This window comes from Roseivirga spongicola (genome assembly GCF_001592965.1).
Classification (GTDB): Bacteria; Bacteroidota; Bacteroidia; order Cytophagales; family Cyclobacteriaceae; genus Roseivirga; species Roseivirga spongicola.
This window is the reverse complement of sequence record NZ_LRPC01000001.1, coordinates 1416421-1437625: the sequence shown is the minus strand read 5'-3', so window position 1 is coordinate 1437625 and position 21205 is coordinate 1416421. Positions and strand designations below refer to the sequence as shown.

General features: G+C 40.3%; 18 protein-coding genes. 9 read left to right on the top strand and 9 right to left on the bottom strand.

Annotated features, from left to right (window positions below; all coding sequences use genetic code 11):
- Positions 1-57: 57 nt before the first annotated feature.
- Complete coding sequence (locus AWW68_RS06265) at positions 58-702, top strand: hypothetical protein (protein WP_068217987.1); 645 nt, start codon at positions 58-60, stop codon at positions 700-702.
- An 81-nt stretch (positions 703-783) separates the two neighbouring features.
- A complete protein-coding gene (locus AWW68_RS06260) occupies positions 784-3774 on the top strand; it encodes a glycosyltransferase family 117 protein (protein ID WP_068217985.1) in 2991 nt (996 codons plus the stop codon).
- Between the two features lie 72 nt (positions 3775-3846).
- On the opposite strand, the gene AWW68_RS06255 is transcribed toward AWW68_RS06260, so the two are convergent.
- The gene (locus AWW68_RS06255; RefSeq protein WP_157717544.1) at positions 3847-4158 is read right to left on the bottom strand and encodes a hypothetical protein; all 312 of its coding nucleotides are present in this window, start codon (positions 4156-4158) and stop codon (positions 3847-3849) included.
- Positions 4159-4177: 19 nt separating this feature from the next.
- Positions 4178-4387, bottom strand: coding sequence for a hypothetical protein (locus AWW68_RS06250; protein ID WP_068217979.1), 210 nt, complete (start codon positions 4385-4387; stop codon positions 4178-4180).
- Between the two features lie 161 nt (positions 4388-4548).
- Between AWW68_RS06250 and AWW68_RS06245 the strand changes: the two genes are divergently transcribed.
- Positions 4549-4986: a helix-turn-helix domain-containing protein gene (locus AWW68_RS06245; protein ID WP_068217976.1), complete on the top strand. Its 438-nt coding sequence runs from the start codon at positions 4549-4551 to the stop codon at positions 4984-4986.
- A 1-nt stretch (position 4987) separates the two neighbouring features.
- On the opposite strand, the gene AWW68_RS06240 is transcribed toward AWW68_RS06245, so the two are convergent.
- A complete protein-coding gene (locus AWW68_RS06240; protein WP_068217973.1) occupies positions 4988-5761 on the bottom strand; it encodes a class I SAM-dependent methyltransferase in 774 nt (257 codons plus the stop codon).
- Positions 5762-5855: 94 nt separating this feature from the next.
- Between AWW68_RS06240 and AWW68_RS06235 the strand changes: the two genes are divergently transcribed.
- Together AWW68_RS06235 and rlmB are read left to right on the top strand one after the other, a co-directional pair.
- Positions 5856-7067, top strand: a complete 1212-nt coding sequence (locus AWW68_RS06235; RefSeq protein WP_084375590.1) for a GWxTD domain-containing protein — start codon at positions 5856-5858, stop codon at positions 7065-7067.
- On the top strand, positions 7064-7807 hold the full coding sequence (gene rlmB / locus AWW68_RS06230; protein WP_068217968.1) for a 23S rRNA (guanosine(2251)-2'-O)-methyltransferase RlmB: 744 nt from the start codon (positions 7064-7066) through the stop codon (positions 7805-7807). Before AWW68_RS06235 ends, rlmB begins: the two co-directional genes overlap by 4 nt.
- A gap of 4 nt (positions 7808-7811) precedes the next feature.
- On the opposite strand, the gene AWW68_RS06225 is transcribed toward rlmB, so the two are convergent.
- Together AWW68_RS06225 and AWW68_RS06220 are read right to left on the bottom strand one after the other, a co-directional pair.
- Positions 7812-8882, bottom strand: a complete 1071-nt coding sequence (locus tag AWW68_RS06225; protein WP_068217965.1) for a mannose-1-phosphate guanylyltransferase — start codon at positions 8880-8882, stop codon at positions 7812-7814.
- A gap of 2 nt (positions 8883-8884) precedes the next feature.
- Positions 8885-9856 carry a KpsF/GutQ family sugar-phosphate isomerase gene (locus AWW68_RS06220; protein ID WP_068217962.1) on the bottom strand — a complete coding sequence of 324 codons (972 nt, stop codon included), beginning with the start codon at positions 9854-9856 and terminating at the stop codon, positions 8885-8887.
- A gap of 73 nt (positions 9857-9929) precedes the next feature.
- Between AWW68_RS06220 and recQ the strand changes: the two genes are divergently transcribed.
- The 4 genes from recQ (at position 9930) to AWW68_RS19995 (ending at position 15302) form a co-directional block, all read left to right on the top strand.
- The gene (recQ, locus tag AWW68_RS06215; protein WP_068217960.1) at positions 9930-12128 is read left to right on the top strand and encodes a DNA helicase RecQ; all 2199 of its coding nucleotides are present in this window, start codon (positions 9930-9932) and stop codon (positions 12126-12128) included.
- A gap of 65 nt (positions 12129-12193) precedes the next feature.
- Positions 12194-13486 (top strand): phosphoribosylamine--glycine ligase, encoded by a 1293-nt coding sequence (purD, locus tag AWW68_RS06210; protein ID WP_068217957.1) that lies wholly within the window; start codon positions 12194-12196, stop codon positions 13484-13486.
- 27 nt (positions 13487-13513) lie between these two features.
- Positions 13514-14851 (top strand): PSP1 domain-containing protein, encoded by a 1338-nt coding sequence (locus AWW68_RS06205; RefSeq protein ID WP_068217954.1) that lies wholly within the window; start codon positions 13514-13516, stop codon positions 14849-14851.
- Positions 14835-15302: a gliding motility lipoprotein GldH gene (locus AWW68_RS19995; RefSeq protein WP_068217952.1), complete on the top strand. Its 468-nt coding sequence runs from the start codon at positions 14835-14837 to the stop codon at positions 15300-15302. The genes AWW68_RS06205 and AWW68_RS19995 overlap by 17 nt, the downstream gene beginning before the upstream one ends.
- A 63-nt stretch (positions 15303-15365) precedes the next feature.
- On the opposite strand, the gene AWW68_RS06195 is transcribed toward AWW68_RS19995, so the two are convergent.
- From AWW68_RS06195 to AWW68_RS06180, 4 genes are all read right to left on the bottom strand, one after another.
- Positions 15366-19367 (bottom strand): AAA domain-containing protein, encoded by a 4002-nt coding sequence (locus tag AWW68_RS06195; protein ID WP_068217938.1) that lies wholly within the window; start codon positions 19365-19367, stop codon positions 15366-15368.
- A gap of 100 nt (positions 19368-19467) precedes the next feature.
- The gene (locus AWW68_RS06190; protein ID WP_068217936.1) at positions 19468-20010 is read right to left on the bottom strand and encodes a hypothetical protein; all 543 of its coding nucleotides are present in this window, start codon (positions 20008-20010) and stop codon (positions 19468-19470) included.
- A gap of 10 nt (positions 20011-20020) precedes the next feature.
- Positions 20021-20233, bottom strand: coding sequence for a hypothetical protein (locus tag AWW68_RS06185; protein ID WP_068217932.1), 213 nt, complete (start codon positions 20231-20233; stop codon positions 20021-20023).
- 110 nt (positions 20234-20343) lie between these two features.
- Positions 20344-21156: an SDR family oxidoreductase gene (locus AWW68_RS06180; protein WP_068217929.1), complete on the bottom strand. Its 813-nt coding sequence runs from the start codon at positions 21154-21156 to the stop codon at positions 20344-20346.
- Positions 21157-21205 lie beyond the last annotated feature (49 nt).

The window sequence follows — 21205 nt, the reverse complement described above, 5'->3', positions numbered from 1 at the left end:
CACAAATTTCTTATTGGCTTCGTCCTTAAATCGTACTTTTACTGCAAATAGTTTCGAATGCCAAGAGAATACAGCAAACTAGAATTACAGGTTAGAGAATTAACCAACTTCAACAGAGCCCTGTTTTTCATTGTGGTTTGTGCCATTTACTTCGTGCTAGTATACGTGCAGCAGACCTTTATAGTAAACGAGATTGCTGCATTTAAATTTTTAGAAGGACCACAAGCGCTCATCTTTCGAATTATAGCAGGCTTTAAGCTACTATCAATCCCCATTGTATATGGCCTGAAGTTTACTATTGTAGGTTTTATTCTTTGGGTGGGCTGTTTTATGTGGGGCTACAATGTGCCTTATAAAAAGTGCTGGACAATAGCTATGATTGCTGAAGTGGTATTCTTTGTACCTACATTAATCAAGATCTTCTGGTTTATGTTTGTACAAACCGACCCTAATTATTGGGAGTACACGGCCTTTTACCCTCTTTCTTACATGAGTTTCTTCGACTATAATGAAGTGCGAGAAAAGTACTGGTATGTGAACCAACAACTCAATGTTTTTGAAATCGTCTATTGGGTAGTACTGACTTATGGGGTAGATTTTGCCGCTCGTAAGAAAAAGTCTGTAGCCAATGCCATAGTGGCCACCTCTTATATTCCTCTGTTTTTACTATGGCTATGGTTCTACATTGGTGTTTACGAATAGTACTCTAGGGTTTTGGATTAATAATTTTTAACCGTTGCCCTATCATATTTTTACTATTTTCACGCCTCAAATAGCTTTTAAATGACAGATTTTAAGAAGACTAATAACCTTGTGGGTTGGGGTGTATTTTTGGTTTCCCTAATTACCTACGTGCTCACCGTTGAGCGAACCGCTAGTTTCTGGGACTGTGGAGAATTTATTGCCATAGCTTACAAACTAGAGGTGTCTCACCCTCCGGGAGCTCCGCTCTTTATGCTTATAGGTAGACTTTTCTCTTTTCTGTCTTTTGGTGATGTAACTAGAGTGGCTTACTGGGTTAATATGGCCAGTGTACTTTCTTCGGCCTTCACTATTCTGTTCTTGTATTGGACCATAGTGATGCTAGGTAGAAAGATAATTTCTGCAAAAATAGGTGAAGAGACTCCAACTCAGAAGTTGCTTTTATTGGGCTCTGGTGCTATTGGAGCCTTAGCTTTTTCATTTACAGACTCATTCTGGTTCTCTGCTGTAGAGGGCGAAGTCTATGCCATGTCTTCTTTCTTTACCGCAGTGGTATTCTGGGCTATTCTAAAGTGGGAATTGGTAGACGATGAAAGTAGAGCTAATAAATGGCTGCTTTTCATTGCTTATATGATCGGACTTTCAACTGGAGTTCACCTGCAAGTTTTAGTTACGCTTCCGGCCTTAGGTCTAGTATATTACTTTAAGAAATACAAGAAGCCTACTTGGACTGGCGGTATTCTGGCTTTAGCGTTTAGCTTGTTTCTAGTACTCTTCATCAACTCTTTTATTATTCCAGGGCTACCGAGTATTGCTGGTAAATTTGAGATCACCTTTGTAAATGCGTTTGGACTTCCTTTTGGTTCTGGTGCATTGTTCTTAACCATCATTGTTATTGCGCTCATCATATTTGGGCTCAGATATACTGTTAAGAAGGAAATGGTGAACCTGAACACACTCATTCTTTCCATGGCGTTTGTGCTCATTGGCTATACTTGTTACGCTGTAATTTTAGTTCGTTCTAGAGCAGATCCGCCAATTGACCAAAACAACCCTGAAGACGTAATGACCTTTGTGTCTTACCTAAAGCGGGAGCAATATGGAAGCCGTCCGTTAGTTCATGGTCAGTATTTTAATGCGCCAATCACAGACTACGTTGAAGGTGCTCCTGTATACTACAAGGCAGAAGACGGATACAAGATCTCTGACTACAAAATGGATTATGAATATGACCCAGCTTACACCACCCTCTTACCTAGAATGTGGAGCTCTGCCCCAGGTCATGACAGAAAATATATGGAGGTAACTGGAGTTACTCCAGGTGAAATCCCGAGCTTTGGAGACAATCTGAGGTTTATGTTTAGGCATCAGATTGGACATATGTACCTAAGGTACTTCATGTTCAATTTTGCTGGAAGAGAGAGTGATATTCAAGATGCAGATTGGCTCAGCCCTGTTTCTAGTAATAAGGGCGTTCCTGAAACTATCATCAATAACAAGGGTAGAAATCAATATTATATGATTCCGCTCATCCTTGGCCTAGTGGGCTTCTTCTTCCAATTCAACAGAGACCCTAAAGGTTTTTCGGCAACACTAATGCTTTTTGTATTAACTGGTGTAGCCTTAGTAGTTTACCTGAACTCTCCACCAATTGAACCAAGAGAACGAGACTATATTTACGCAGGCTCATATTACGCTTTTGCCATTTGGATTGGGTTATCTATGCTGGCCATAGGTGGCGCACTAGCCAAGCGAGGAAAAGCACTGGCAATAGGCACTTTAGCCCTCGGGGCTATAGCACCAATAATTTTGGCTGCTGAAAACTGGGACGATCACGATAGATCTAACAGATACTTCTCAGTAGACTCAGCGAGAAACTTCTTAGCCTCAGTGGCACCGAATGCCATTCTGTTTACTGGTGGAGATAATGACACCTTCCCGCTTTGGTACATTCAGGAGGTTGAAGGATTCCGAACCGATGTTCGTGTAGTAGTATTGAGCTACTATGCCACCGACTGGTACATTGAGCAGACAGCAACCAAGATGAATGAATCGGAGGCATTCCCTTACTCTTTGACTATAGATAACTATAGACAGGGAACCAACGATGTACTTTATGTAAACGAGCTACCGCAGTTTGCTGGCCAAGCCATAGACCTAAAAGAGTATATTGATGTGGTTAGAAGAGATGTTCCTCAATTCAAGAGAACTTTTGCTTCTGGAGCCGAAGTGATGCTAATACCTGCAGAAACTTTGACTATGCCTGTAGATACTGCTACGGTTTTGGAAAAAGGCCTCGTTCCTGAAAGCCTAAAACCTTATCTGGTAGATAGAATGTACTTCGACTTTAAAAGAAATTCTCAAGGAGAAGTTGCCTCTAGAACTGTAGATAAAGGCCAAATGATGTTGTTCGACCTGATTGCTCAAAACAACTGGGAGAGACCTATTTACTTCAACTATACTTCTGTGAACGCATTGAATTGGGAAGCAGAGCCTTATTTGGTACAAGAAGGTATGGCTTACAGACTTTTACCAGTTCAAAAGCCTCAAAACATGAGAGACTTGGTAAACACGGACCTCATGTACGATAACGTGATGAATAAAATGCAGTTCAGAGGTTTGGACGATCCTAGTGCCAACCTCAATGAAGACTACAGAGGTTTTGTTCAGAATCATAGATCAATGATTACCACTTTAGCTGAGGGCTTGATCATAGAAGGCGATTCTGCCAGAGCTAAAGAAGTCCTTGACTTTGGTATGGAGAAAATGCCTGTTGAAGCTGTACCATACGATGTATCTACTGTAGGTTTTGTAGAAGGATACTTCAAAATTGGTGAAGACGAAACAGCTCTGAAAATGGCTATGGAAATGGCCGAACAGTTCAATTCAGAGCTTACCTACTTGCAAAATAAAATGAGATACAACGACTTTAGTTTTAGGTCTAAATCTCAAGGTTTGAGATACATCCAATTACTATTAGAAGAGTTTGGTAAAACCGATGAAGCCACAAAAGTTGGAGACATGCTACAAGAGCAACAAGTACGTATGCAAATTGACAGAAGTACATTTTAATAGATAAGAATCAAAAAAAGGGTCTCTAGCTTGGCTGGAGACCCTTTTTTTATGTCTTTCAAACAACCCACCCTATTCGGAAGGTTCAGAAATACCATCTAGCTCGGTTTTCCAATATATAGCTGCATAACACTCAGAATGTAGCTGCTTATCGAAATTGAAGTTTTCAAAAATCATTGTGGCAGCATTCAGTGGTTCTACTCCATTTTCTAGCATTACCTGCTCAATTCTGAACCAAGCTTTGTGCAACACCTCTTCGGCTTTAGCCACTCCCAAATCTTGAACTAGCTTTTCGTAACAATCCTTCATAAGGTGAAAGGTTATTCTCGACTCAAAAGAGCTATATCCTTGGCCTTCACTTGGCTCCATTACTAAAAAACTCATGTGTGTATGATTTCTTTAACTAGTCTTTATTTAGCCCCATGGCCTCTAAACCTTTTTGAAAGATTAACCTTGCATAGTCTGATGAGGTTTTAGGCATAAGGCCTTCATTAACCAATCGCCTATTTTCACTCTTAACAAACTCTTCCATTGATTCTCGCTGGCTTTCATAAAGCTTAAGAACGAGCGGTTTACCGAGTTTTGTCTTCTCGCTTACTTCTTGATTTGCCATACCTGGGTGTTATCATAGAAATGTCTGTGGTGCTCATTTACCAGATGACAAGTTTTCTATGCCAATTTTGTATCATTGTATTCGTGTATTCAAACGATAAAGTTATAGATAATTATCTATGTTTTCAACCGTATTATAGATTTTTTTCTAAGTAAATTTCAATGTCAATCATAGTCAGAAGACTCAACGATTTCATAAAGTTTAAGAATCTATCGATCAGGAAATTTGAAATGGAAGTCGGTATGTCTAATGGCTCGTTGAGCAAAGCCATCAAAAATGACACTGATATTCAAACTAAGTTTCTAGAAAATATATTCGAGAAATATCCAGAAATAAACCCCAGTTGGCTCTTAACTGGTTCTGGACACATGACCGTTACATTAGATACTTTGAATGAACCAGAGGAAGTCTATTTCAAACCCGATAAAAATGAACGGCTATCAGAGATACTGTCCCTTCCGAGTAAAACCGAAGAAGAGCACATTCTGAAAACAGAGGTATTAAAACTCAGAGAAAATCTAGAACGAGCGCGGAATGCAAACGATGAAAAGTTGCTCAAAGCTTTGAAAAAACTCTTAGCGAAACAAAACTTGCAATAGGCTATTTCTCAAGAATTAGGAATAAATCTAGGGCAGCATCTCCATCTTCCATCATAACATAGTCGTTATGTGTAATCTCAGCCACTAGACCCGAATCCGAAGTATTGAGCTTGTTCCTATTAACTCTATTCAAGATGTCATACGGTATTCTAAGCAAAGGTGCTGGCAGTCTATATTGAAGGTTGAAAATATCGAAACGCGTAATTCTTCTCACCGACTCTTTATTCTGCTCGTAATACTTCATCACCTTCTCATTTCCTCCTACACCCTTCATGGTAACCTTCGGAAAAATCTGAGAAGCCAGCTGAGTAAGTTGTTCTGCTGTATATTCTCTTACATGCCAAGGGTTTCGAGTAAGAGTTTTTTTAATGTTCGGAGTAGTTAGCACCGCTATACCTCCGGGCTTCAGCACGCGATAAATTTCTTTTAAGAACGATTTGTCATCTTTTATATGCTCAATTACCTGAAAGCTCACTACAGAATCGAAGCTATTATCCTCAAGTGTTTGGAAAGGAGGAAATACTGCCTGTTGAAAATCTACCTTAGGGTGTTTCTCCTTTAACCTATCTATGACTTCCTGAATTTTATCTAGCGCTAAATAGCTTTGGGCCAGAGGACTCAAAAGCTCAACCCCTCTACCTTCTCCACAACCGAGCTCTAGCAAATCGCCCTTAACATAAGGTTTAGCCAAATAATAGGCCTGTAATAATCGTTGATGAATGGGATTATCTGAAGGAATACTGTCTGATGCTATTTCGGTAGTATAGGTAGCCATGTTGAAACTTTGGCCAAAATTAGGGGAATCTCTCGAATTCACTCAAATTTGTTCCTCAGAAGCTCATTTCTCTTAAATTTGAATAAGCTTAATTATGAAATTTTTCATCTCTTGTCTTTTATGTATTTGTAGCCTAGGTGCCTTTGCTCAGCAGCGCATGAGCTCTGGAGAGTTGAGCTATCTATATAATCAAGAGCATGAATTTTTAGTTAGACACCAAATAGCAGCCAAAGACAATCAGTATAAAGTATATTTTAATTTCATGCTGAATAATGGCAATGTTAGAATATCTGACTACCAATTAAGCTATGATTTACGCAGCAGCTACATAGATGAAAAAAGCCCTGGTAGCAGCGTAAGAATAGACACCTCTCAGGTAGTAGATGTAGATTTTAGACAATACACCTACGAGCTAGACTTCGAAAAAGGGGAGAATGACAATCTATTGGTGATAGATATTTATAATGGTGTTAAAGATGAACACTACTACTATGATATCCCGTTGGTAAATGGCGAACTTAAACCAACTCCTTTTCTAATATTCGAAAAAGAGAAAAACATACCCTTCTTCGCTAAATATATAAATAGAAACCACCCAATTCGCTTAATGAATCCTTTTGGCGATTCATTGAACTACGAAATCACTGGAGTTGAGAACAACAGAGCAGTGGCATTCCCACCGTTTTATGAAAACGAAACAAATGAGCCTAGCATTAATCCACTAGACACTCTATACGGAACTAATGAATGCGAAGTCTTTGAGTTCTACAACGAAGGGTACTATACAATAAAAGCCTCCAGCCATCCCGAGTTGCATTATAAAATTCTGGTTACCGATGAATACTTCCCATATTTTGGAGATTACTCAGCGCTCGTTCAGCCATTGATTTATGTAAGCACAACAGATGAATACAAAGAATTGAGAAGACCTGATGACACCAGGAAAGCATTCGAAGAATTCGTTAGCAACACACTCTCTAGCAATGAAAGGGTAGCCAAAGACTTTGTAAAGTACTACTATAGAAGAATCCGAAAGTCTGCCCGACTTTTTACTGAAGATAGAGCTGGCTGGAAAACCGATAGAGGCATGGTTTATCAGATTTTTGGTAACCCAATTCAGGTATTCAGAAATGAGAATACCGAGCTTTGGGTTTTCCCTTCAGAAGAAGGCGGAAGAATTCGTTTTATCTTTGACATCATCCAAGAGGATGGTATAACTAAATACAAACTCATTAGAGGAAAGCGCTACAAAGAGACATGGATGTATGCCGTATCTCAATGGCGAACTGGGAGAATTATTGAATGAAGCCAAATCAATCAGCTGATTTTATCTATGGCACAAGAGCCGTAATTGAGTCTATTGAAGCAGGAAAGGAAGTAGATAAAATTTTACTTCAGAAAGATCTTAAAAACGAACTCATCCTAGAGTTAATGAGTTTAGCCAAAGCTCATTCTGTTCCGGTACAAAAAGTACCTGTAGAAAAACTGAATCGGTTAACTAAAAAGAATCATCAAGGTGTGGTTGCCTACCTTTCATCGGTAGTGTATGCCTCACTAGACAATGTTATATCCGAAGCGTACAGCAAAGGTGAAACACCCCTTTTAATTATTCTAGATAGAGTAACAGATGTGAGAAACATTGGCGCAATTGCTAGAACAGCTGAGTGTGCTGGTGCTCATGCTATAGTTGTGCCAAGTAGAGGCACTGCTCAACTGGGGGCTGATGCTATGAAGACCTCAGCCGGAGCACTCAACCATATTGCTGTTTGTCGGGTTGAAAATCTGAAAACAACTATTAAAGAGATTCAGGCCAACGGTATTTCAGTCATTGCGTGTTCAGAAAAAGCCGATAAACTAGTATATGAGGCTGACCTAACAGCACCTACCGCAATAATGATGGGTTCAGAAGAAGATGGAATATCTCCTGAATATATGAAACTAGCTGATGGTCATGTAAAACTACCCATCAATGGGCAAATTGAGTCACTAAATGTATCGGTTGCCAGTGGAGTTATAATCTATGAAGTTCTAAGACAAAGAGGTTAGGAGCTTAGCCAAACTGAGCTCCCTTTTCTTTGGCATCACTTAAGAATTCTCTGAACTTTTTCTCAGCGTCCTTCTTACAAATAAGGATTACGTTATCTGATTGAGTGATTAAGTAGCCGTCTAAGTCTTGAGCTACAATTAATGTTTCTTTAGGCCCTTTTACATAGCAATTCTTAGAATCGTAAAGCAAGGCAGTCGCATCAACTACATTATTGTTTTTATCCTTGTCTTTTGTCTCGTGAAGCGAATCCCAGCTACCGAGGTCCGACCAGTCAAACTCTCCCTTGACCATGTAAACATCTTCGGCTTTTTCCATTAAGCCATAGTCTATCGATATACTTTTACACTGAGCATATGCCTCATCTATGAAAGATTGCTCATCAGAAGTATAATACTTGTCATTACCTTCTTCAAAAATGACAGCAACATCTTTCAGGTATCTATGAAAGGCTTTGGTGATGGTGTCTATAGACCATATAAAAATGCCTGCATTCCATACAAAGTCGCCACTCTCTATAAATTTCTGGGCCAGTTCAAGCTCAGGCTTTTCTGTAAAGGTCTTTACCTTTTTCACTTTTTCCTGAGGACTAGAATGGTACTGAATGTATCCATAGCCAGTCTCAGGTCTGCTTGGCACAATACCTAAGGTAATCAACTTCTGACTTCCCTTTGCAGCATCTATTGCAGTAGTCAGATTTTGCTCGAAAATGTTATCCTTGAAAACTACATGGTCAGATGGTGCAACAATCATTACACCCTCAGGATCTCTTTGTTTTATCTTAAAAGCAGGGTATGCGACTGCTGCTGCAGTATTTCTTCCTATAGGCTCAAGTAGAATCTGGTCATCACTCAGCTCCGGAAGTTGCTCTTTTACCAAGTCATAATAGCTCTTATTGGTAATAACATAAATATTTGAGCTAGGGCAAATATTTAAAAACCTATCATAGGTCATTTGGATTAAAGACCTTCCGGTTCCTAAAACATCTAAAAACTGCTTAGGTTTATTTGCACGACTATAAGGCCAGAACCTGCTTCCGATTCCGCCTGCCATGATTACTACATAGTTTTGTGTCATTTCTATACTATTCCCTCATTTAGAAGATCACTGATATGCAGAAAACCAACTACCTTATTTTGCTGGTCTACTACAATTAACTGGTTGATGTCATATTGACGCATCATGTTGAGCGCTCTTAAGGCATACTCTCCTGTATTAATAGTTTTAGGGTTGCTGGTCATCACTTCTCCTATGGTTAACGAAGAAAAGTCATCATGATTTTCCAGCATTCTGCGAAGGTCGCCATCCGTAAAAATTCCGACCAATTCATTTTGAGCATTTACCACTGCGGCTGCTCCCAATCTCTTCTTTGAAATTACTAAAATACTGGCTTTAACCAAGTCTGTTTCTTGAACAACGGGCAATTCATTCTTTGGATAGATATCATCTACCTTTAAGTATAGTTGCTTGCCAAGCGATCCTCCAGGATGATATTTGGCGAAATCCTCAGAAGTAAACCCTCTAGCCAATAGTAAACTCACCGCCAGAGCATCTCCAACGGCCATGTGAACCGTGGTACTTGTGGTTGGTGCCAAGTTGTTTGGATCTGCCTCTTCCGATATTATTGCTCTTATGCAACGGTCGGAGTGTTTCGCTACAAAACAATCTTCATTGCTTACTAAGCCAATAACTTTTGCTCCCGTTCTCTTTAATAAAGGAATAAGCACCTTTATTTCTTCAGTGTTGCCACTTTTAGAGATACACATAACCATGTCTTCTTCTCTAATCATGCCCATATCGCCATGAATGGCATCGGCAGCATGCATAAACATGGCGGGAGTACCTGTAGAATTTAGGGTAGCTACAATTTTATTGGCAATGATGGCGCTCTTCCCCACTCCTGTAATAACTAACCTACCTTTCATGGAAAGAATGTCATTGACAACCGCCTCAAATTCATCGTCAATGTAGTCTGCAACTTTTTTAATGGCCTCTGCCTCTTTGTAAAGAGTTTCTTTGGCTATTGTTTGAATATTTTTGCTTAAATTCAATTGAAACGCAGGTTAAATTTGTGCGACAAATATAAGTAATGGTCTCATTCCAAATGGGTTTAGACAGATTAATATGGTAAGTGTCGAAGTCTTAAGGTCGAAACTCAAAGAAGTTTTCGGCTACGATCAGTTCAGGGGAAATCAGGAAAAAATAATTCTAAACTTATTAGCAAGGAAAAACACCTTTGTGATTATGCCCACAGGTGCGGGTAAATCTATGTGTTACCAGATGCCAGCTATTGTGCAAGAGGGAACGGCCATTGTCATCTCTCCGCTGATAGCTCTGATGAAAAATCAGGTGGATCAGATGAATGCTGTAGGTGTAAATGCTAGATTCCTAAATTCCACCCTTTCAAAATCAGAAATTAATAGAATTAAAAAAGCCACCTTAGCGGGTGAGCTCAAGCTACTTTACATAGCTCCAGAATCATTGACCAAAGAAGAAAACGTTGACTTTCTAAGGCAAGCCAACATCTCTTTTGCAGCCATCGATGAAGCGCATTGTATTTCGGAATGGGGTCATGATTTCAGGCCAGAATACCGAAGAATCAAGTCTATCATCAATCATTTAGGTGATATTCCAATTATTGCGCTTACTGCAACAGCTACTCCAAAAGTTCAGCTAGATATTCAGAGAAACCTTCAGATGGAAGACGCAGACTTATTCAAGTCTTCTTTCAACAGAGAAAACCTCTATTATGAGGTTCGACCTAAAAAGGGAATCAAGAAACAGCTCATTAAGTTTATTCGAGAGAATCAAGGCAAATCGGGCGTTATCTACTGCTTGAGCAGAAAAAAGGTAGAAGAAATTGCCCAGTTCCTTCAAGTGAATGGCTTTAAAGCAGCACCTTATCACGCAGGATTCGATCCTGCCGTGAGAATGAAAAATCAAGACGATTTCTTGAATGAAGAAGTAGATGTGATTGTGGCAACCATCGCATTCGGAATGGGAATTGACAAACCAGATGTTCGATTCGTAATCCATTACGATGTGCCAAAGTCTTTAGAAGGCTACTATCAAGAAACTGGTAGAGCAGGTCGAGATGGGCTTGAAGGTCAGTGCGTCATGTTCTACAGCTACAATGATATTCTGAAGCTAGAAAAGTTCAATAAAGACAAGCCTGTAACCGAAAAGGAGAATGCAAAAATTCTTCTGGAGGAAATGAGTTCTTATGCCGAATCGGCTGTATGCAGAAGAAAGCAGCTGCTCCACTATTTTGGAGAGGAGTATGACGACACTGCCTGCAAGAAATCTGGCATGTGCGACAATTGTCGATATGAACGAGAAAAGTACGATGGACAGGAGTATGTAAAAACCGTTGTTCAGGCAGTAGAACAAACCGGTCAAAGGTTTGGCATTGGTCACTTGGTCAGTGTAATTCGAGGCTCTAGCAATCAATATGTAAAAAGTTATGGGCACGATAAGTTGCCTGTGTATGGTGTGGGAAAATCTGAGGATGAAAGTCTTTGGAAGTCTATAGTTCGTCAAACCTTACTTAACGAATTTGTTGAAAAAGACATTGAGAACATTGGCACACTGAAACTCAGTAAAAAAGGCCTCAACTTCTTAGAGAAACCTTATTACGTAGAATTTACCAAAGATTTAGACTATAGCGATGTAGACCAAACCGAAGAAGAAAGCAACGAAACACCGGCATCTCCAAATGCAGGCAATTCATTCGATAAAGTGCTTTTCGACTTACTAAAAGCCGAAAGAAAGAAAATAGCAAAGGAGAAAGACCTCCCTCCCTATGTAATTATTCAGGATCCATCTCTACAAGAAATGGCAACCACCTACCCTACCACCGATGAAGCATTGGCCAATGTCAATGGTATTGGAATGGGTAAGGTTCAAAAGTTTGGTCAGTCCTTCCTTAAGATCATCAAGCAATATGTTAAGGATAATGAGATTGACATTGAAGACGTAGTAGTTATCAAATCTTCTGGAAATAAATCCAAGAACAAGATTTACATTATCCAACAGGTGGATAGAAAGATCGACTTAGAAGAGGTTGCCGAACAGAAAGGATGGAGTATGTCTACTCTTATTGATGAAATGGAGATAATCTGTTTCGCAGGCACTAGGCTGAATCTAGACTATTACTTAGAGTCATTTATAGACGAAGATCTACAGGCAGACATTATAGACTACTTCTTAGATGCAGAATCGGACAGTATTGCGGACGCTTTAGATGAATTTGATGGTGAAGACATCACTGAAGACGATATGCGACTTATGCGTATTAAATTCCTTTCGGAGCATGCAAATTAATGTAAATAGCAAACTGCATTCTCTCTGATTAATTACCTTTGTTGCCTTTACAAAAAGCTGTATTCATGAGAATTCTTGTTTTAGGAAGTGGCGGTAGAGAACACGCCTTCAGTTGGAAAATTGCTCAAAGCCCTAAGTGTGAAGCCCTTTTCGTTGCTCCCGGTAATGCCGGAACAGCAGAGGTTGGTACAAACATCGATTTGAACGTAAATGACTTTGATGGCATTGGCAACTTTGTAAAACAAGAGAATATAGACTTAGTAGTTGTTGGCCCAGAAGACCCATTGGTAAAAGGCATTGCCGATTACTTTAAAAATGACTCTGAGCTTGCTAATGTTGGCTTAGTGGGTCCCTCTAAAGAAGGCGCTCAACTAGAGGGTAGTAAAGATTTCTCTAAGCAGTTTATGGAAAGGCATAATGTGCCAACTGCTCGTTCCAAAACCTTCACCAAAGAGAATTTGGAAGAAGGCTTAAATTACGTTTCTAGCCATCCGCTCCCTGTAGTACTTAAAGCCGATGGCCTTGCTGCAGGTAAAGGAGTAATTATAGCCGAAACACATGAGCACGCTAGAGAAACGCTCAAAGAAATGTTAGTTGACGCTAAGTTTGGTGATGCTTCTAGCAGAGTGGTGATTGAGCAATATCTTGATGGAATTGAGCTTTCAGTCTTCGTCTTGACTGATGGAGAAAATTACAAGATTCTACCTGAAGCCAAAGATTACAAAAGAATTGGCGAGCAAGACACTGGTCTTAACACTGGTGGTATGGGAGCTGTAACTCCTATTCCTTTTGCTAATGAAGAGTTTCTCTCTAAGGTGGAAGAAAGAGTGGTAAAACCAACCGTAAATGGACTAAAATCTGAAAACATAGACTACAAAGGCTTCATTTTCATTGGGCTGATGAATGTTGGTGGCGATCCATATGTGATTGAATATAATGTGAGAATGGGCGACCCTGAAACTCAGGTAGTGCTCCCAAAAATCAAGTCGGACTTGGTAGATTTACTTGAGGCGACTGCTAAAGGAACCCTTGGCGATATCGATTACACTACTCACCCTGAAGCTTTCACTACTGTGGTGATGGTTTCTGGTGGTTACCCAGGAAGCTACCCGAAAGGACTAGCCATTTCGGGAATTGATACTGTAGATACCGCTACCGTTTTTCATGCCGGCACCAAGTTAGACGATAGCAATACCGTACTCACCAACGGTGGTAGAGTGTTGGCCATTACTGGAAAAGCTGATTCGGTGGAAAAAGCACTGGAAAATGCTTATAATGGTGTCAACAAAATTTCTTGGCAAGACGAATATCACAGAAAGGATATTGGCCAAGACATTCTAAGATTAATCAATAATTAAGGTCTAAAGCCGTTAGGCAATACATATATGAGTTGTAGTTGTGGAACAAGTGTGGAAGGAAAAACAGCAGGTTGTAATAACAATGGTGGCTGTTCCACTGGCGGCTGCAATAAACTCAACACCTTCGATTGGCTCTCTAACATGCACGAGCCAGCTCAGGAAAAATTCAACATTGTTGAAGTTCGTTTCAAGAATGGCCGCAAAGAGTTTTTCAAAAATGAAAACCACCTAGAACTAGTTACAGGTGAAGCTGTAATTGTAGACGTTCCTGGCGGACACCATTTAGGGCATGTTTCTCTTCAAGGCGAATTGGTTCGCTTACAGATGAAGAAAAAGGGTGTTGAAAATAATGACGATATCAAGCAAATCTATAGAAAGGCTACTCTTAAAGATCTAGAGAAATTCGATCAGGTAAGGAAGAGAGAAATGCCTGCTCTATATAGAACTCGAAATATTATTCTTGAACAGAAGCTCAACATGAAACTCACCGATATTGAGTTTCAAGCGGATAATACCAAGGCTACTTTCTACTACTCGGCCGATGACCGTGTAGACTTTAGAGAACTAATCAAGGTATTGGCTTCCGAGTTTAAGATTCGAGTAGAAATGAGGCAGATCAGCCTTAGGCAAGAAGCCAGTCGTTTAGGTGGAATAGGCTCTTGTGGAAGAGAACTTTGCTGCTCTACTTGGTTGACTGATTTCAAAAGTGTTTCTACCTCTGCTGCCAGATATCAGAATCTTAGTCTTAATCCCAGCAAGCTTTCCGGCCAATGTGGAAGGCTGAAATGCTGCTTGAACTACGAGCTAGACACATACATGGAAGCTCTGGAAGATATTCCGGAGGTAACCAAGATTAAGACTAGCAACGGAGAAGCCAGACTTCAAAAGACTGATATCTTCCGAAAAATCATGTGGTTTAACTATGGTGATGAAAACACATGGCATCCAATCCCTGCTAACCGAGTAAAAGAAATTATTGAGCTGAATAAGAAAGGAGAAACTCCTGATACACTTACTGAAGACAAATTAGAGTTAGCTCCTGCGGAGACCTCAATTAATAGCGACTTAGAGCGAATGGATGAGCGCTTTAAGAAGAAAGACGCTAGAAAGAAAGGCAATAAACGCAGAAAAGGAAAAGGTACTGGACAAGGACAAGATGCTCAGCAAAAGCAGCAGGGTCAACCCCAACAACGTAAAAGGAAACCTAACCCACAGCAAAAACAGGGACAAGCCAAAGGAGCACAACCTAAAGCTGAAAATAAAGGACAAGGGCCAAATCAGGGGCAAGCCAAAAGCCAAAACAAGCGAAGAAAGAATCGCAACTTCAAAAAGAAGAACAATCCGAATAATGACAAAAGCGCATAAGATTCTATTCCTCTTTTTATTGGCCGTTGTTTGGTCTTGTGACTCGGAGCGAGTTTTTGAAGACGATCAGAGTTTAGAGAATCACTCTTGGCATATGGATAATATGCCTCAATTCACTTTTGAGATTGACGACACAAATGGGAAAAACATCTATTTCAAAATGAGGAATGATCTGGAGTACCCTTTTCAGAACATCTATCTCACCTACTACTTGTTAGATGAAGCAGGCGAAGAAATAGCCAGCGAATTAGTCAATATTGAGCTCTTCGATGAAATAACCGGAAAGCCACAAGGTAAGGGAAACAGTATCTATCAAAGTTCAGAAGCTATTCTCACCAACTACTCATTCCCTAAAGCAGGAGAATACACCTTGAAGTTCGCTCAATATATGCGAAGTGAATCCCTAGCCGGAGTTCATTCTGTGGGGGTAAGAATAGAAGAAGGCCTTTAGCCCATGGTTTAAAAGACGGGCTTAGCCATCGTTGGTGTTGTCACCAACGAGTTGAAAATGCGATCACCCCTCCACCAACTCAATAAATCGACTGATTTTGTCTTTAACATTCGCACCGTTTTGCCAGTAATCTCGGGAATGCATTAAGCGATACGGCCATGATTTAGCACTGAGTTGGGCAGGCCTATAAACAAATGTCTCCTTCACCGAAGTACTGATGTAGAATGAGTTATCATCCGTGAAAATCAGACCCAAATATTTATTCCTTCGCATTAGAGCAATATCCGCATAAACAGAATCTGACTTCATTTTTACTGGTAACTCAGACTCTAACGCCATCAACTTATTCTTTAAATACCACTCTTGTTCAAAGCCTTTGTCAATCATTAGGGTGATATCCATTTCTTTATCAGAAACTTGCTTGGCATATTTCAAATAAGCTTTAAGTAGCTTCGGCCCCTCATTTTTAGTATCCTCCACTTTCAGCTGACTTGGAGAAATAGAAGTAATTACAATTACTTTCTGCCTAGCTCTACTAATCGCTACGTTCAACCTATTCTCTCCACCAGCCTGATTCAGACTACCAAACTGCACATTGAATTTGCCTTTGGCATCGGGTGCATAAGCCGTAGTGAAAATGATTACATCGCGTTCATCGCCCTGAACATTTTCAATATTCTTGACGAAGAGATTGGCTTCGCCCATAATCCCTTCCTCTTCCAGCAAATCAATAACCAAGCCTTGTTGAACTGCATTAAACGTGACTACACCCAAGCTGTACTCCGTTCGCTTTCTCAGATATGATTTAACTACTTCAACTACTTGCTGCGCTTCCACCAAATTGCTTTGCTTCTCCCACTCGCCCTTCACCTTAATGTACTCAATAGAAGGTTCCGTGCCATTTGCTACTTCAAAATGAGGTAGCATGCTCAGTTTATTCTGGTAGAAATGTTGATTCGAAAACTGAATCAACTCCTGAGATTGGCTTCTATAATGTCCTCTTAAATGGACTTGCATCAAGAAGTTTCTACTCAACTCTAGAAGCGATTCCACCTCCATGGCCATATCTTCAGATTCATCTTCCCAACGCACCCGATATAGATCATTAGGTCTTAACTGCTGATCGTCACCGGCAATTACCACTTGCTTTCCACGGTAGATTGCAGGCAATCCTTTTTCTGCAAAACACTGGCTGGCTTCATCGAAAATTACCAGATCGAAAACTGGCTCCATTGGGAATATAGCCGAAACGGATTCAGGAGATGCCAACCAACAAGGCACAATGTTGAAGAGCTCTTGATAGAAGTGGTTAATGACTCTGCGAATAGGCCAAATTCTCCTCTTCTTGGTTACCTGATGAAGTAAATCGCGATAAGTAACCATGTTATTAAGTCGATTGAACTCAACTCCTTCGTAGGTTCGTTCCTTTGCCTTTTGTAAGAGAATCTGATTACTGGCCTCGGCCTTTAGCTCTACCGCCTCTTGCAACTCAGAAATTAGCTTGTCGAATTTCAAGGTCGAAACAGCTCTGAGAATTGGGTTCTTACTCTCAATATGATCGATCCAAGCAAGTCTTAAGCTATTATCGAAAATCCTTAGGACTTCCTTCTTATTCTCTAAATGAAGATCTACTAACCGATCTACAATAGCTAGTTCATGTTCAGAGAATGATTCTCTAAGTTTATCCAACTCACAAAGCGTTTCAAAATCTCGTTTAATGGATTTCCGAAGCGATTTTAAAAAGTCTTCATCCTGTAAGAGCCTGTCAATCTGTGGCGGCTCAATATATTTATTCCATTTCTTGCGCTTGCCAGGCAAAGACTCAAGTGCTTCTCTAAGCTCCTTAATTTTCGACCTAAACTCTTTAGCAGAAAGCTTATTCAGTTTGAAATATTCATTGAAGTTGGCGAATGAATTGAACCTCAACTTTCCATTGATCGCCATTTCCAAGTTATCAATCCACTGATTGATTTCTTCTTGAGAAAGCGTTTTCGGAACCGAATCAATCCAGCCCACACTTTTCAGCTTGGTGAGTTGGTGTTGAAGATTTAATCGGTTATCAATTCGTTCGGTAAGCACCTGCAACGCGGCCTTATCATCGCGCAAACCATTGGCCACTAAGATTCTCGCAAGCCTTAACTTTTCCTTAGAGAACCTCCATTTGAAAGACTTCCAAGCCGATGCCTTAGCATCAGACCTTTGTTTTAATATTTGCTGAACTTCACCAATCTCATCTGCCGGAATAGTCTGTTCTACTCCATTTCCCTCGAAGCACTTATTCAACAGGTTTCGTGTATTCTTCAACCAAAGCAATTCCGTTTGAGCATTCGGAAAAGCAGTCATTGGCTTAAACAGCTTATAGATCTCTTCGTTCTTCAGGTAAGAATTGATCTCCTTGAGTCTTTCCAAACTCTCACTAATGGTTCGGCAAGCATCATAATCAACTTCCTCTCCTATGATGGTAGAAACCTCCTTCGCCAGGGCCTTCGCTTCCTTAGGAATCTCTTCAAGGTAAACCAGAATCTGTTGAAGATCACTCGCTTTAAAGCCAGCAAAACTCACCCTATCCGACCATGGATGTTCGTCAGAATCGAGCTCATTGGCATAATCAAAGTACAAGTCGAGCTTATTCAGAAACTTGTCGAGCTGTTTAAAATGGAAGTTCGAATACTCCTGAACCATGGAGATGCTGGCTTCCTCTGGACTGGAAGTCAGGTAAAGCTCCTTCACCGAAAGACCACACTCAGACTCATCGAACAATGCCGACTTATATTCTTCCAGCTGATCAGCATTTTCCTCGATTGTCAGACTAGCCTGCCTAAATTGCCTATCGAGTTGAAGCGCATCCAGGTTATTATTACTCCGTTTGTACTCTTGCAGCCTGTCAATCTGCCGAGCAATTTTGTCGTAAATCTCCTTTCGATCTGACTTAAAATCATGAACTAATGCAGCAAATTCATGAATATCATTCTGCTTTAGCCGATTATAGACTACGTCCAATGCCGCTCGTTTTTGACTGACCACCAACACCTTCTTGCCTCTAGCGATAAAGTCAGCAGCCAGATTACAAATAAGCTGAGATTTTCCTGTTCCTGGAGGTCCCTGAACCACAATTGAATTACCCTTCTTAACGGCCTTCAGGGCATTTTCTTGATAAGCATCCAAGGGGAAAGGCGTGTAGGTTTCGTCTTCCTTAACAGAATGCAGAAAAAAGGATTCCGGATCGAAGTCATTGGAATCAGCAACCTGAGTACTTAGAATTCTGTCTTCAAAAAAACTATCTAAAGAATCATATTGACTCTCTTCTAGCATAAAATCATAGTCAGGAACTAAATAAGAATCGGCCTGAGGGAAAAGCCCGAGAACAGCCTGCATTTTAAGCCCTAACTCACCGACATCGTAATTCTGAAGTAACTGATCTTTCACCAAATTGGCGAAAGGTTCTAGCTGTTCAGCATAAAACTCTCGGCTAAATGGAATATCTATACTGCTGCCTGAAATCTGTTCGTAAAGCTGATTTTTGAAAGTAGTAGCATGCCTGTCGTAGTCATCAAAACTATGTTCTACCAACTCTTCTTCTAGCTTAATTTCATTGTAATGACTGAAAGCCAACAACAAACTTTTGTTGAAACTGATATTAACATCCTTCTTTAGGCTCAATGTCCAATGCTCCTTTTCAAGCTGAAGCTCTACCGGAAAGAAGCAAAGTGGGGCACGAAGGATTGTTCCATCATTGAATTTACCTTCTACAAATGGCCAGCCTACATACATATCTCTTGCACCAGATTCCTCAAAGAGAAATTTCTCTCTACGATTGAGCTTCTTCAGTCGGCCAGCTATTTTGTTGGAAAGCTCATCTCTGGCGTCAGACTGAGGCACCAGCTTCACCTGATTCTTCTTGGTGATCAGCTGCTCCATAATTTGCCAGGAAGGCGCTCCATTGACATGGTCGAGATCGTGCAGGTCGATAAACTGCTCTACATTCAGCTTCAGCAATAACAACGACCTGTTGTTCCCAGAAAGGTTAGTGAGTCTTTTAAGGTACGATTGGAGGATTTCCTTCATTGGTGCTGTTAATGGAGTTACAGACTTATCCGAAAATAGGGAATTATCGGTGATTAGTTAATCAGTTAATCAGTTAATCGGAAAACGGAAAGAGGTTGGTCTATCCTAATTTCTTACTATTTAAATAATAGGAATAATATCCCCCTATGATCTGAGCTGTCTTGTGAATATCTGGCCCAACCCCTGTTAAAAACACCTGTTTCTTTTCACCATACTTATCAATTGCAGTTAACCTGTAATCCATGCTGTGTTTAGTTGGAACCTCTTCGATATACATATTGACAACATATTTGAAAGATATATAAGTATTCTTAGATTCAATACCCATATGATTGATAATGACCTTAGGTCTTTTGTCTAGTAAGGGAAGTGCAATGAATCCGCAAATACCCAGCATAATTAGCCCTAGCCAGACCAAATCAATTAAAACCACATTATGCCCCAGAATAAATTTCGCCAAAAAGAAAACCACGGCAAATAAATACATTGCACCTATGACCTTTACTCCATTAAGTATGTACTTCTTTGAATTATACAGTCTTATCTGTTTAGGTTTAGAATCTACTGAAAGGTCTACTGGGATTTCTATATACTTAACTCCGTTAATTTTATCCCAAAAATTTCTATCTCTTCCCTCTAGCATTGATTCATTGCTACACCAATTGACTCTTGACAGAGATCCAGCTTTCTAATTGAGGCTCATTCAACTCTAAAGAGGCCAATCTATCCTTTAAAACCTCCTTTTCCTCATAAGTGAGATGTACCGAATGACTTCCTTTGAGAATAGTGTGAACTATTTGCAGCGTGCTTTGATCTGCATCTTCCAATAACAGCTTAATTTTTTCCTGAATTTCTGCTCTAGACATATTGTGGTACTTTCTACTAAGATAGTGATTAGTCTTCGGTGAATCAGTTAAACGGAAAACAGAAATCAGTGATCAATGTCTTACTGATTTCTGATCAACTGTTCAACTGTTTACTTCTCACCAAAAGGCGAATCCGGTTCTTTGGCGAAGACGTTAAAAACAATCTTATCCATTCTGCCCGGCATCCACTTATTGAGGAAAACAGCGAGCTTTCCTTGAGAGGTAAAGACGATGTCTCTTTTTCTTTTCTGAATGGCTCTGATGATACCATTTGCTACTTCTTCAGCAGTCATCATTTTGCCTTCATCTCGGGGAGATTCACCCTGAGAGGTGCCGTCTGCCGTAAGGGCTGCATTGCGGATATTGGTTCCAGTAAAGCCTGGGCAAGCGACTAAAACATGAACCCCTCTGTGCATTACTTCGGTGCGAAGCGATTCAAAGAAGCCGTTCATAGCATATTTAGAAGCCGTGTAGGCAGTTCTGGCCGGAGTACCGCGATAACCATTGATAGACGAAATACCGACTATCGAACCTTTAGATTTGAGAATATGAGGTAAGGCATATTTGGTGGCGTAAAGTGTTCCGTAGAAGTTAATATCCATCACCTTTTTGAAGACATCGAGTTCAATTTCTTCTAGCAATGCCCTCATACTGATTCCCGCATTGTTGATGAGGATATCCAAACCTCCGAATTCTTTGACAGTTTCATCGATTAAGAACTTGTTGTCAGCCTCGCTGGCAACATCCAGTTTCAGGCAAAGATTAGGTGCATTCAGCTGATCAAGTTCCTCAGCTACTTCATTCAACCTAGCTTCATTGCGCCCCGTGATTACGACCTTACTTCCCATTTTTGCAAACGAAACTGCTAAGGCCTTTCCAATTCCCGATGATCCACCTGTGATGATGACTACTTTGTCTTTCATGATTTGTAGTTGAATTACAAAGATATTGTCAATCTTTAGACTCGGGCAA